Source organism: Sphingobium sp. BHU LFT2, assembly GCF_018604485.1.
GTDB lineage: Bacteria > Pseudomonadota > Alphaproteobacteria > Sphingomonadales > Sphingomonadaceae > Sphingobium > Sphingobium yanoikuyae_A.
Map to the genome: position 1 here is coordinate 185,351 of NZ_JAFCGW010000010.1, position 12,082 is coordinate 197,432.

Here is a 12,082-nt window from a genome sequence, read left to right on the forward strand (position 1 = left end):
CGCTGACTTCGATCAGCGCTGCTTCTTGGTGATGGTCGCGGTGAAATCGGGATCCTTGTTCGCCACCCAGTCGACGAACTTGCGGATCGGTGGATGGAGCAGCAGGCCCTCCACGTCCATGCCGTGGCGCTGCAATTCGGAATTGGTGAAATTGGCGATCAGCGTCTGCTGGCAGATGCCGTGCATCGGCACGACATCGCGGCCGCCCCGGCTCTTGGGAACGGGATGGTGCCACACGATGGTCGTGCCCGTTGGACGCCCGCATAGCCAGCAGGGCGGCGGGGGCGGCGCTTCCGCTTCCTCGCGATGTACATCTTCATAAGGGCCATGTTTGGAATATTTGCGGGCCATGTCTCTGCCTGGATTGAAGGAAACTTTGGCCGCTCCCTATCGCAGCCGGCGCGGCAGCGCCACGGCGATCGTCATGGCCGCTTGACTCATTTTGATATTTAGCTAATTATCTCATCATGAGCCAGGTCTTCCGCGCCTTGTCCGATCCGACCCGTCGCCGGGTGCTGCAATTGCTGCGCCAGGGGCCGATGAGCGCGGGCGAACTGAGCGACCAGTTCGATGTCTCCAAACCGACCATGTCGGCGCATTTCGCGGTGCTGAAGGAGGCCGATCTGGTCCATGCCGAAAAGGCCGGCAAGTCGGTCATCTATCATCTCAAGCTGTCGGTGCTGGAAGAGGCGCTGCTGGGCTTTGCCCAGTCGTTCGGCATCGGCGTGGAGGCGCCGGATCAGCATCGGGAGAAGGCAGGATGGACAGGGAATTGAAGGCGGGCCTGCTCTGGGGCGGCGGTATCCTGCTGCTGGCGCTGGCCGCCAGCCAGGGGCGCAAGCTCGACTGGCTGGACAATGACATGGTCACGCGGCTGGTGATCGGCGCCAACGGGTTGATGATCGCCTGCTATGGCAATCGCATGCCCAAGGCTTTCCTGCCTGACGCCTGCGCGCGGCAGGTGGCGCGGGTCGGCGGCTGGTCGATGGCGCTCAGCGGCATTATCTATGCCGGCTTCTGGGCGTTCGCGCCGATACCGGTGGCGGTCGTCGGCGGCTGCGTCGCGGTGGGGGCGGGGATGGCCGTGACGATCGGCTATGGCCTCACTCTGCGCGCCCGGCTGCGCGCCCGCCGCTAGGCCCTTGTTTCGCCTGCCTGGCGGCTTTGTTGCGGGAGTGATTTTGGGGGCTTTGCAGCCGGTTCATGACCTGCTAGGTGCCCCCTTCCACGATCAGATGCGGGCGTGGTGAAACTGGTAGACGCGCCGGACTCAAAATCCGGTTCCGCAAGGAGTGTCGGTTCGATTCCGACCGCCCGCACCATCTTTTGATCGGCCTCAGATGCCGGCGCGGGCATCCGCCCGCTTGGCTTTCCTCGCATAAGCTCGGGCGGCCGCCATAATCATTTTGGCGTCCTTGCGGACCCTTTCGGGTCCGTCAGCTCATTTCTTTTTTCAGCGGCCGGGTTGCGCCTGGAACCAGGGGATCATCCGCGCGATCGCATCCTCGACCCGGTCGGTGGAGACGGCGAAGCTGAAGCGGATGAAACGATGGCCGTCGACCGGATCGAAATCGATGCCGGGCGCGGTGGCGACGCCGGTCTCGCGCAGCAGCTTCTGGCAGAAGGCCAGGCTGTCATTGGTGAGATGGCTGATATCGGCATAGATATAGAAGGCGCCGTCGGGCGGCGCGATGCTGGCGAGGCCGAGCGCGGGCAGGGCGTCGAGCAGCAATTGCCGGTTGCGGCGATAGGTGTCGACATGCCCCTCAAGCTCGTCGGTGCAGTCGAAGGCAGCCAGACCCGCCTGCTGCGCCAGCACCGGGGGCGTCAGGAACAAATTGCCCATCCGCGCCCGCGCCGCGCCGATCAGGTCGGCGGGTACGACGATCCAGCCCAGCCGCCAGCCGGCCATGCTGAAATATTTGGAGAAGCTGTTCACGATCACCGCGTCGGGGGCAAATTCCAGCATCGACCGCGCCGGCTCGCCGAAGCTGAGGCCATGATAGATTTCGTCGGAGATGATGCGGATGCCGCGGTCGGCGCAGACCCTGGCGATCGCCGCCAGTTCGTCGGCCGGGATGATCGTGCCGGTCGGATTGGCCGGGCTGGCGAGGATCAGGCCGTCTGGTGCTGGATCGATCGCGGCCAGCGCATCGGCGCTGATCTGATAGCGTTCGGCCGGGCCGCAGGCGATCTCGACCGGCTCCAGATAGAGGGCCTTCAACGTATTGCGATAGGCGACATAGCCCGGCCGCGCGGTGGCGACGCGGGCGCCGGGCGCGAACAGGCTGGTGAGCGCCAGCACCAGGCCGGGCGAAGCGCCGCAGGTCAGCAGCACCTGTTCGGGGTCGACGGTGACGCCGTGCCGATCGGCATAGAGACAGGCGATCCGTTCCTTGAGCGCCGGACTTTCCCAATAGCCCATCGGGTCGGTGTCGAGCACCTCATGCGCCAGCGCGATCGCGGCGGCGGGCGCGCCGGTCGAGGGTTGGCCGAATTCCATATGCAGGATGGAGCGTCCCGCAGCCTTGAGGGCATGGGCTTCGCGGCTGATGGCGATGGCGTGGAACGGGTCGATCTGGGCAATCATGCCGGGTGCCTATTGCGTGCGGGCAACCATGTCCATGGCCGCTACGTTCTGTCTGGCATGAACCAGGCGCTGCTCACCGCCCTGCAATATTATGGTGCCAGCGCCGCCACCCTTGCGGCGCTGGTCGTGTCGCTGAACCTGGGGCGGCGGATCACCGGCTGGGCCTTTGTCCTGTTCGTCACCAGTTCGATCGCGCTGATCGGCTGGGGCTTTCTCGACAAGGACAGTGAGGGCATCGGCTGGCAGAATGTCGCGCTGTTGGCGATCAACGCGGTCGGGGTGTGGCGCTATCTGATCTCGAAACATGCGGTGCGCGACCGATAATCCTCCCCTGCAAGGGGAGGTGGCGCGCGCGAAGCGCGTGACGGAGGGGTGTCGCCCTATCACAAACGGGATACCCCTCCACCATTTGCTGCGCAAATGGTCCCCCTCCCCTTGCAGGGGAGGAGTTTTTAGGCTTCGGCGATCCACACCTCGACCGGCACCTTGTCCTGCAGCAAGGCCAGGCGGATCGGTAGCTCTTCGACCGGGCCGCCGGCGAGCGCCTGGTCATAGACCGCCTTCTTGCCCGCGCCGCCGATCTGCAGGAAGATATGGCGGCTCTGCAGGATCGCATGCGCGGTCAGCGACAGGCGCTGGTGTGGCGCGACCGGCGGGGTGGCGGCGATGGTGTAGGTTTGGCTGGAAAGCCCCTCGGCCAGTTCCTTGCCCTCAGGGAAGAGCGAGGCGGTATGGCCGTCATCGCCCATGCCGAGCAGGATGATGTCGAATGGCCAGGGCAGGGCGGCAAAGTCCGCCTCGACCGCGCTCTGGCCGGCATAGGCGTCGGCGGCGCCGTTCTTCATCGGCACGAAGCGGGCGGCGGCGGCCGGACCCTGGAGCAGGGTTTCGCGCACCAGCCGTTCGTTGCTGTCGGCGCTGACCGGATCGACCCAGCGTTCGTCAACCAAAGTGACGATCAGCTTCGTCCAGTCGAGCGGCACCTTCGACAGCGCTTCCAGCACCGGGCGGGGCGAGCGGCCGCCCGAGACGGCCAGCGTCGCGACGCCGCGCGCGGCGATCGCCTCCGACAACAGGGTGGCGATACGGGCGGCGATATTGGTGGCAGCCTGCGCCCCGGTGGCAAAGATATGTTCGGTCGGCATGGCTCTCACTCGACGATTTCGGGAAGGGTGCAGATGTCGATCCATTGCGCCCCGGTCAAGGCGGCAAGCCGTTCGGGCGTCAGTTCGACCGAGGCGGTGCGCGATCCCGCCGCCGGAAACACGGTGTCGAACGCCTGCAACGAGACATCGCAATAGACGGGCAGGGCGTTGGCGAGGCCGAAGGGGCAGACGCCGCCGACCGGATGGCCGGTAATCTCCTCCACCTCATGCGCGCCCAGCATGCGCGGCTTGGCGCCCAGCGCGGCCTTCGCCTTGCCATTGGACAGACGGGCGTCGCCACGCGCGCAGACCAGCACCACCCTGTCGCCGACGCGCAGCGACAGGGTCTTGGCGATACGCGCCGGTTCGACGCCTAGCGCGGCCGCCGCCTCGATCACCGTTGCGGTGCTGACGCCCTGATCGATGATGACGACATCGGGCGCCTGCGCGGCGAAGAAGGCGCGGACGCTTGCGTCACTCATTGGCCGCGAATATCGCTCAGCTTGCGTTCCCAAGCGAGCGCATGATTGACGATTTCCTCCAGATTGGCGTGCTTGGGTTGCCAGGGGAATTGCGCCATGATCTTGCGATTGTCGGAGATAAGCGAGTCCGGATCGCCAGCGCGGCGGCCCTCCATCCGGCGGTCGATCGTCATGTTGGTGACGCGATCGACGGCATCAAGCACTTCGAGCACCGAGAAGCCCCGGCCATAGCCGCAGTTGAGCGTGTAATTTTCCTCCGGCGCCGCGATCAGCGCTTCCAGTGCCAGGACATGCGCATTGGCGAGGTCGGACACATGGATATAGTCGCGCACGCCGGTGCCATCGGGCGTGTCATAGTCGGTGCCCATGACCGCGACATGGCTGCGCTTGCCCAGCGCGGCTTCCACCGCGACCTTGATCAGATGGGTGGCGCCAGCGGTCGACTGGCCGCTGCGGCCCTGCGGATCGGCGCCGGCGACGTTGAAATAGCGCAGCACGCAGAAATTGAGCGGGTGGGCCTTGGCGACGTCGGCCAGCATGATCTCCGTCATCAGCTTCGACATGCCATAGGGGTTGATCGGCAGCTTGGGACTGTCTTCCCGAACCGGGCTTTCCTTGGGCACGCCATAGGTGGCTGCGGTCGAGGAGAAGATGAAATGCTTCACCCCGGCATTGACCGCGCTTTCGATCAGGTTGCGGCTCTTGGCGCTGTTGTTGTGATAATATTTGAGCGGGTTCTCGACCGATTCCGGCACGATGATCGAACCGGCAAAATGCATGATCGCGCCGACATTCTGTTCCTTCAGCAGCGCTTCGACCAGCGGCTGGTCGGCAATGTCGCCCTGGGTGAAATGCACATCGTCGGGAATGGCCCAGCGAAAACCGGTGGTGAGATTGTCGATGACCGCAACGGGATAGCCCGCGTCGCGCAATGCCAATACGGCATGACTGCCGATATAGCCGGCCCCGCCCGTGACCAGAACCGTGGGCTTGTCGCTCATTCCTCACTCCCCAAGATGATAGGGGGCGAGGACTAGCCGACGGGCGAGGGGCTTTACAAGCGTTTATGCTGCGGCGCGGGACGGCGCCGGGCGATAGAAGGTAGCGCCGTTTGCAGCCATTTCCCGCAGCTGCGCCGTGGGGGCGAAGCGCGGGCCATGGGCGGCGGCCAGCCGGTCCAGCACGGCCACGACATGGGCGATGCCGACCGTGTCCATATGGCTGAACGGGCCGCCGGTATAGGGCGCGAAGCCCCAGCCGAAGATCGCGCCGATATCGCCATCTTCCGGCGTTTCCAGCACGCCTTCCTCGAAGCAGCGGGCGCATTCGATCAGCTGGCGATAGAGGAGCCGTTCCTTGACTTCCTCTACATCCGGCTGGGCGTCGGCGCGCGGGAACAGATCGCCCAGCACCGGCGAGAGATGCTTCTTGCCGCCTTCGGGATAGTCGTACCAGCCCTTGCCATTCTTGCGGCCCAGGCGATCGGCCTCGACCATCTTGAGCATGATGTCGTCCGACCCCTGGGGAACATAGGCGTCGCCCAGTTCCTTCTTGGCGGCGGTCATGATCTTGACGCCCAGTTCGATCGACACTTCGTCGCTGACCGCCAGCGGGCCGGTCGGCATGCCAAGCTGCTTGCCGGCATTTTCGATGAGCGCCGGATTGATGCCTTCGCCGACCAGTTCCGCGCCTTCCTGCACATAGGTGCCGAAGCTGCGCGAGGTGTAGAAGCCGCGGCTGTCATGGACAACGATCGGCGTCTTCTTGATCTGGGCAACGAAGTCGAGCGCCTTGGCGATCGCGGCCGGGCCGGTCTTTTCACCCAGGATGATCTCGACCAGCGGCATCTTCTCGACCGGCGAGAAGAAGTGGACGCCGATGAAATTCTCGGGCTTGGACCAGGCATTGGCCAGCTTGGTGATCGGCAGGGTCGAGGTGTTGGAACCGAAGATGGTGTCGGCGCCCAGCACGGCTTCGACCTGCTTGGTCACTTCCGCCTTGATGCTCACATCCTCGAACACCGCCTCGATCACGAAGTCGGCGCCGGCGAGTGCTGCATAGTCGGTGGTGGGCGTCACGCGGGCCAGGGTGGCGGCCATCTTCTCGGGCGTCATGCCACGGCCCAGGCGCTTGGCCAGCACCGCTTCGACATGGGCCTTGCCCTTCTCGGCATAGGCCTGGTCGCGGTCGAACAGCACCACGTCCATGCCGGCCTGCGCCGCGACGGTGGCGATGCCCGCGCCCATCATGCCGGCACCCAGCATGGCGAGCTTGGTCGTCGGCGCCTTGGGCTCGTCCTTGGGACGACGCGCGCCGCGCTCGGCCGCCTGCTTGTTGACGAACAGGGTGCGGATCATGTTCGACGCCTGCGGATCGGCAGCGACCTTGGCGAAATATTTGCTCTCGATCCGGATCGCCCGGTCCATCGGCAGGGTGATGCCCTCATAGACCGCCGACAGCAAAGCGATCGGCGCGTTCATGTTGCGCTGGGTCTGCTTGAGCGTCATCGGCAGGGCGCCGGCCATGGTCTGGACGAAGGCGGGGTTGAAACCGCCGGCGCCACCGGGCACCTTGAAGCCCTTGACGTCCCAGGGCTGGGTGCTGGCGGTCGGGTTGGCCTTGACCCATTCCTTCGCCGCCGCAGCTGCCGTGCCCTGCGGGACCACGCCGTCGACGACCTTCAGCATCACGGCTTCGGCGGGGCGGAACAGCTTGCCTTGCAGCATGTACATCAGCGACGCCTGGACGCCCATGATGCGCGGCAGGCGCTGCGATCCGCCGCCGCCGGGGAACAGGCCGATCAGGATTTCGGGCAGGCCGAGCTGGGTCTTGGGGCTGTCGCCGACGAAGCGGCGATGGCAGGCCAGCGCCAGCTCGAAGCCGCCGCCGACGCAGGTGCCCTCGATCGCACAGGCGACTGGCTTGCCGGCGGTTTCCAGGCGACGGAACAGCTGGTTCAGGACGAACACATTGTCGAAGATCGCGGTGGGGGCGGGGCGCTGTCCATCGGCGCTGGCCAGCATCGACCCGAAATATTTCAGGTCCATGCCGGCCATGAAGCCGCTGTCCTTGCCCGATGCGATGACCGCGCCCTTGATGCCCTCTTCCGACGCGATGCGGGTGATGGCGGCGTCGAGGTCAGCCAGGAAGTCGGGGCCGATGACGTTCATCGACTGGCCGGGCACGTCGATCGTCAGGGTGGCGATGCCGTCGGCATCGATGTCGAATGCGATAGTGTTCATTTTGATCTCCTCTCCCCCGTTCGCCCTGAGCCTGTCGAAGGGCTCGCCTGAGCGTAGCGAAGGCATCTCACTGCGTTCGATGACGGGCTTCGACTTCGCTCAGCCCGAACGGGGTGGTAATATTGCTTACACGCGCTCGATGATGATGCCGGTGCCCATGCCTGCGCCGACGCACAGGTTGATGAGCGCGGTGCCCTTGCCCGAGCGTTCCAGCTCGTCGAGCGCAGTGCCCAGCACCATGGCGCCGGTGGCGCCCAGCGGATGGCCCATGGCGATCGCGCCGCCATTGACGTTGATCTTGCTATGGTCGAGGTTCATCGCCTGCATGTAGCGCAGCACGACCGAGGCGAAGGCTTCGTTCAGTTCCCATAGGTCGATGTCGGCGGTGGTCATGCCGGCACGGGCCAGCAGCTTTCCAGCGACAAATTCCGGGCCGGTCAGCATGATCAGCGGCTCCGAGCCGATCGAGGCCATCGCCTTGATCTTCGCGCGCGGCTTCAGGCCGTATTTCTCGCCGATTTCCTTGTTGCCGACCAGCACGGCGGCGGCGCCGTCGACGATGCCGCTGCTGTTGCCGGCGTGATGGACATGGTTGACCTTTTCCAGCTCGGGATAGCGCAGCAGGGCGACTGTATCGAAGCCGGGCATCTCTTCGCCCAGTGCCTGGAAGCTGGGCTTCAGGCTGCCGAGCGACTGCATCGTCGCGTCGGGGCGCATATGTTCGTCATGGTCGAGCGCGATGCCGCCGATCACGTCGCGGACCGGCACGATCGACTTCTTGAAACGGCCTTCGTCCCAGGCGGCCTTGGCGCGGCGCTGGCTCTCGACGGCATAAGCGTCGACATCGTCGCGGCTGATGCCGAACTTGGTGGCGATCACGTCGGCGCCGATGCCCTGGGGCGCGAAATAGGTCTTGTAGGCGACCGCCGGGTCCATCGCCCAAGCGCCACCGTCCGATGCCATCGGCACGCGGCTCATCGATTCGACGCCGCCGCCGATCGCGAACATCGCTTCGCCCGAATGGACCTTGGCCGCGGCCATGTTGACCGCTTCCAGGCCCGATGCGCAGAAACGGTTGATCTGCACGCCCGGCACGGTCTGGGCATAATCGGCGTTGAGCACGGCGACGCGCGCGATGTCCGCGCCCTGTTCGCCCACGGGGCTGACGCAGCCCAGGATCACGTCGTCGACGTCGGCAGTGTTGATCTGGGTGCGGTCGCGCACCGCTTCGAGCATCTGCGTCGCAAGCTGGATGGGGGTGATGTCGTGGAGCGAACCGTCGCTCTTGCCCCGGCCACGGGGCGTGCGGACGGCGTCGTAGATATAGGCTTCCATGGTTCCTTTTCCCTCTCCGTTGGCGGCTTTTGGCGCACCGGAAGTGGCCCTGAATGTATTTACGTTTACGTAAAGTGCAAGCCTGAAATGGTCGGTTTCCGCCGACATGGCCTTGCCGTAAGGTCAGGTGCGGGCCTGATGTGGGGCGCGATTGCAGCGGGACAAGCATCAGGTGAAGATTGCGGTTCTTTCCGACATCCATGGCAATATCGATGCGCTCGACGCCGTGCTGGCGGACGTGGCTGCGCGCAATGTCGATCTATGTGTCAATCTCGGTGACATCCTGTCGGGGCCGCTCTTCCCCTGCGAAACCGCCGATCGACTGATGGCGATGGATTTGCCGACGATCCGGGGCAACCATGAGCGGCAATTGCTGACACTGGCGCCCGACCGGATGGGCGCGTCGGACCGGGCGACCCATGATCTGCTGGCGCCGCGCCATCGCGACTGGATCGCTGGATTGCCCGAGACGCTGTGGCTGACGGATGAGATATTGATGGTCCATGGCACGCCGGACAGCGACATCGACTATTGGCTGGAAACGGTCGAACCGACCGGCTTGCGCGCCGCGACTGAGGTGGAGGTCGAGGCGCGGGCAGGGGACGTCGTCGCGCCGCTGATCCTGTGCGGCCATACCCATGTGCCGCGCATCCATCGTCGCGCCGATGGCGGGCTGATCGTCAATCCAGGCAGCGTCGGCCTGCCGGCCTATGAGGATGATCGGCCCTGGCCGCACAAGGTGGAGACCGGATCGCCCGAGGCCCGTTATGCACTGGTCGAGCGGATGGCCGACGGCTGGCACGCGGAGATCATGCTGGTCGCCTATGATGCCGAACGCGCGGCCGCCACGGCCGATGCCCGCGGGCGACCCGACTGGGCACGGGCACTGCGTACCGGACGGATGTGAACCAAAGGCCGAGTCGCGGGTTTGACCGACGTTCCTAAATCCGCTTGATGGTTTTCGTGCCTGACACCGAGTCCCCCCAGCCGTCCTCGCCCTTTGCCATTCCCATCTTCCGCGCGATCTGGATCGCGAGCCTGGCGTCCAATTTCGGCGGGTTGATCCAGTCGGTCGGTGCGGCCTGGATGATGACCTCGCTGTCCGCTTCGCCGGTGCTGGTGGCACTGGTGCCGGCGTCCACGACGCTGCCGATCATGCTGTTCTCGCTCTGGGCCGGCGCGGTCGCCGACAATCTGGATCGGCGCAAGGTGATGATGGCCTGTCAGCTGTTCATGCTGCTGGTGTCGACTGCCCTTGCGCTGGTCGCCTGGCTCGGCGCGCTGACGCCCTGGACGCTGCTGGGTTTCACCTTCCTGATCGGCTGCGCGACGGCGGTGAACGGTCCGGCCTGGCAGGCGTCGGTCGGCGACATGGTGCCGCGCAGCGTGCTGCCCAGTGCCGTCGCTATGAACAGCATGGGCTTCAATCTGGCCCGCAGCACCGGCCCGGCGCTGGGCGGCGTGATCGTCGCGGCGGCGGGCGCGGCGGCGGCGTTCCTGGCCAATGCAGTCAGCTATATCGGCCTGGTCGCGGTGCTGGCGCGCTGGCGGCCGGAATTACCGCCCAAGCTGCTGCCGCGTGAGCGGCTGGGCGTCGCGATGTGGGCCGGTGTCAGCTATGTCTCGATGTCGCCCAAGATCCAGCTCGTGCTGCTGCGCGGCGGCGCCTTTGGCATTGGTGCCAGCGCGGTGTCGGCGCTGATGCCGCTGGTGGCGCGCGATGTGCTGGGCGGCGGCGCGCTGACCTTCGGCCTTACCAGCGGCGCCTTCGGCGTCGGCGCGGTGGCCGGGGCGCTGTCCACCCGGCGGCTGCGCGCGCGCTTCTCGATCGAGGCGATCGTGCGGTCCGCCGCCCTGTCGCTGGCGGCGGGGACGGCGATCACGGCCATGTCGGGCTATCTGGCGCTGGCTTTGCTCGGCTATCTGCTCGCCGGGGCGGGCTGGGTCATGGCGCTGTCGACCTTCAACGTATCGGTCCAGATGTCGGCGCCGCGCTGGGTCGTCGCCCGCGCCGTCGCCATCTATCAGATGACGGCGTTCGGCGGCATGGCGATCGGCGCCTGGCTGTTCGGCAATCTGGCCGAGGATCATGGCGTGGTCGAGGCGCTCTATGCCTCCGCCGCGGTGCAACTGGTCGCTGCGCTGATCGGGTTCGTCCGTCCGCTGCCGCAGATCGGCGATGACAATCTCGATCTCCAGAACCGCTGGCGCGAGCCGGAGACGGCCGTGCCGGTCGAACCGCGCAGCGGCCCGGTGGTCATCACCATCGAATATCGCATCCCGGTGGGGTCGGTCGTCCCCTTCCTCAGCGCGATGAGCGAGCGCCGCCGCATTCGCAAGCGCGATGGCGCGCATGGCTGGTCGCTGATGCGCGATCTGGGCGATCCGGAACTCTGGGTCGAACGCTATCATGTGTCGACCTGGCTCGACTATGTCCGCCATAACCAGCGGCGCACCATCGCCGACATCACCAACAGCGACACGATCCACGCGCTGCACAGCGGCGGCAAGCCGCCGGTGGTGCATCGCATGCTGGAACGCCAGACCGGCTCGTTGCCGCTCAGTCGTGCCCCTGATCCGCGGGAAATGGGCGACGGGCTGACCGATCCGACGCGATCGACCTGAAGCGGGGCAAGGCAAAGCGGCTTCGCCTGCCCCTTTTATGCCTCAGGTCGGTGTTACCGGGGGGCGGCCAAGATCCTCCGGCGTATCGATGTCGTGCAGCACATTGCCGATCGTCTCGATCTGGATGCCGTGGCTCAGCAGGGCGCGGGCACCCTGATCGCCTTTGAGCGCGAGCAGTTCGGGGAAATGCTTGCGGCCGATGAAGGCGGGCGGCGAGGAGGAGAAGCCGTCGGTGCTGGCGACCACCGAACGGATATCCTCGGCCGCCATGCAGATATGGTTATAATGAGTCTGCGGCACGTCGGGCATATCGGCAAGGCAGATCAGGATGCCGCGCACCTTGCGCTTGTCCATCACATGCTCGACCGCCAGCCGGATGCTGCTCGACAGGCCCTCCTCGGGATGCTCGTTGACGACGATATCGAAGCCGCGCCGGTCGAGCTTGCGATGCAATATCGGCGCAAATTCGACCGGTCGCACGACGGCGACCAGCTCGGCAAAGGCCATGGAGGCGATGGTTTCCAGCGTGTGCGCGGCAACCGGCTTGCCGCGCAGGTCGGCCATCAGCTGGACACCTCGAAGAACCGTCTGATTTCGGCATGATGGCCACGTGACGGCGCGCGGGCGAATTGGGAGCCTCAGTTTTTGGGGCTGATCCGCTGA

Annotated in this window: 12 protein-coding genes, 1 tRNA gene and 1 pseudogene; 6 read left to right on the forward strand and 8 right to left on the reverse strand. The window is 65.7% G+C overall.

Translation table 11 applies throughout. The features are described from left to right. Positions 1–12 precede the first annotated feature (12 nt). Positions 13–351: a hypothetical protein gene (locus tag JQK15_RS18200; protein WP_017503721.1), complete on the reverse strand. Its 339-nt coding sequence runs from the start codon at positions 349–351 to the stop codon at positions 13–15. 116 nt (positions 352–467) lie between these two features. Here JQK15_RS18200 and JQK15_RS18205 point away from each other — a divergent pair, with 116 nt between their 5' ends. The 3 genes from JQK15_RS18205 (at position 468) to JQK15_RS18215 (ending at position 1,322) form a co-directional block, all read left to right on the forward strand. Next, positions 468–776 carry an autorepressor SdpR family transcription factor gene (locus JQK15_RS18205; RefSeq protein WP_004212039.1) on the forward strand — a complete coding sequence of 103 codons (309 nt, stop codon included), beginning with the start codon at positions 468–470 and terminating at the stop codon, positions 774–776. Continuing rightward, positions 761–1,138 carry an ammonium transporter gene (locus tag JQK15_RS18210; protein WP_251007845.1) on the forward strand — a complete coding sequence of 126 codons (378 nt, stop codon included), beginning with the start codon at positions 761–763 and terminating at the stop codon, positions 1,136–1,138. The genes JQK15_RS18205 and JQK15_RS18210 overlap by 16 nt, the downstream gene beginning before the upstream one ends. A gap of 99 nt (positions 1,139–1,237) precedes the next feature. Next, positions 1,238–1,322 (forward strand) — tRNA-Leu (locus tag JQK15_RS18215). A 131-nt stretch (positions 1,323–1,453) separates the two neighbouring features. Here the strand turns inward: JQK15_RS18215 and JQK15_RS18220 are convergent. Beyond that, entirely contained in the window at positions 1,454–2,590 is a 1,137-nt protein-coding gene (locus JQK15_RS18220) for an aminotransferase class I/II-fold pyridoxal phosphate-dependent enzyme (RefSeq protein WP_214866708.1), read from the reverse strand. Positions 2,591–2,647: 57 nt separating this feature from the next. Between JQK15_RS18220 and JQK15_RS18225 the strand changes: the two genes are divergently transcribed. Beyond that, positions 2,648–2,914, forward strand: a complete 267-nt coding sequence (locus tag JQK15_RS18225) for a hypothetical protein (protein ID WP_125987210.1) — start codon at positions 2,648–2,650, stop codon at positions 2,912–2,914. Positions 2,915–3,042: 128 nt separating this feature from the next. Here JQK15_RS18225 and pgl read toward each other — a convergent pair whose 3' ends face one another. From pgl to JQK15_RS18250, 5 genes are all read right to left on the reverse strand, one after another. Further along, a complete protein-coding gene (gene pgl, locus JQK15_RS18230) occupies positions 3,043–3,735 on the reverse strand; it encodes a 6-phosphogluconolactonase (protein ID WP_214866709.1) in 693 nt (230 codons plus the stop codon). 5 nt (positions 3,736–3,740) lie between these two features. Next, the gene (locus JQK15_RS18235; protein WP_214866710.1) at positions 3,741–4,217 is read right to left on the reverse strand and encodes a YbaK/EbsC family protein; all 477 of its coding nucleotides are present in this window, start codon (positions 4,215–4,217) and stop codon (positions 3,741–3,743) included. After that, a complete protein-coding gene (galE, locus tag JQK15_RS18240) occupies positions 4,214–5,218 on the reverse strand; it encodes a UDP-glucose 4-epimerase GalE (RefSeq protein WP_214866711.1) in 1,005 nt (334 codons plus the stop codon). The genes JQK15_RS18235 and galE overlap by 4 nt, the downstream gene beginning before the upstream one ends. Positions 5,219–5,281: 63 nt before the next feature. Continuing rightward, on the reverse strand, positions 5,282–7,459 hold the full coding sequence (locus JQK15_RS18245; RefSeq protein ID WP_214866712.1) for a 3-hydroxyacyl-CoA dehydrogenase NAD-binding domain-containing protein: 2,178 nt from the start codon (positions 7,457–7,459) through the stop codon (positions 5,282–5,284). 126 nt (positions 7,460–7,585) lie between these two features. Further along, positions 7,586–8,794: an acetyl-CoA C-acetyltransferase gene (locus tag JQK15_RS18250; RefSeq protein ID WP_214866713.1), complete on the reverse strand. Its 1,209-nt coding sequence runs from the start codon at positions 8,792–8,794 to the stop codon at positions 7,586–7,588. Positions 8,795–8,966: 172 nt separating this feature from the next. Between JQK15_RS18250 and JQK15_RS18255 the strand changes: the two genes are divergently transcribed. Continuing rightward, a complete protein-coding gene (locus JQK15_RS18255; protein ID WP_353047222.1) occupies positions 8,967–9,701 on the forward strand; it encodes a metallophosphoesterase family protein in 735 nt (244 codons plus the stop codon). Between the two features lie 47 nt (positions 9,702–9,748). Beyond that, the gene (locus JQK15_RS18260; protein ID WP_048937021.1) at positions 9,749–11,419 is read left to right on the forward strand and encodes an MFS transporter; all 1,671 of its coding nucleotides are present in this window, start codon (positions 9,749–9,751) and stop codon (positions 11,417–11,419) included. Between the two features lie 42 nt (positions 11,420–11,461). Here the strand turns inward: JQK15_RS18260 and JQK15_RS18265 are convergent. Next, positions 11,462–11,989 (reverse strand): annotated as a pseudogene (locus JQK15_RS18265) (nucleotidyltransferase family protein); the annotation flags it as partial. Positions 11,990–12,082: the final 93 nt, after the last annotated feature.

Bases quoted from the DNA above. Each gene is read 5' to 3' on its own strand.
- JQK15_RS18235 (WP_214866710.1), bottom strand. From the start codon at position 4,217: ATGAGTGACGCAAGCGTCCGCGCCTTCTTCGCCGCGCAGGCGCCCGAT.
- pgl (WP_214866709.1), bottom strand. From the start codon at position 3,735: ATGCCGACCGAACATATCTTTGCCACCGGGGCGCAGGCTGCCACCAAT.
- JQK15_RS18200 (WP_017503721.1), bottom strand. From the start codon at position 351: ATGGCCCGCAAATATTCCAAACATGGCCCTTATGAAGATGTACATCGC.
- JQK15_RS18250 (WP_214866713.1), bottom strand. From the start codon at position 8,794: ATGGAAGCCTATATCTACGACGCCGTCCGCACGCCCCGTGGCCGGGGC.
- JQK15_RS18210 (WP_251007845.1), top strand. From the start codon at position 761: ATGGACAGGGAATTGAAGGCGGGCCTGCTCTGGGGCGGCGGTATCCTG.
- galE (WP_214866711.1), bottom strand. From the start codon at position 5,218: ATGAGCGACAAGCCCACGGTTCTGGTCACGGGCGGGGCCGGCTATATC.
- JQK15_RS18220 (WP_214866708.1), bottom strand. From the start codon at position 2,590: ATGATTGCCCAGATCGACCCGTTCCACGCCATCGCCATCAGCCGCGAA.
- JQK15_RS18225 (WP_125987210.1), top strand. From the start codon at position 2,648: ATGAACCAGGCGCTGCTCACCGCCCTGCAATATTATGGTGCCAGCGCC.
- JQK15_RS18205 (WP_004212039.1), top strand. From the start codon at position 468: ATGAGCCAGGTCTTCCGCGCCTTGTCCGATCCGACCCGTCGCCGGGTG.
- JQK15_RS18260 (WP_048937021.1), top strand. From the start codon at position 9,749: ATGGTTTTCGTGCCTGACACCGAGTCCCCCCAGCCGTCCTCGCCCTTT.
- JQK15_RS18245 (WP_214866712.1), bottom strand. From the start codon at position 7,459: ATGAACACTATCGCATTCGACATCGATGCCGACGGCATCGCCACCCTG.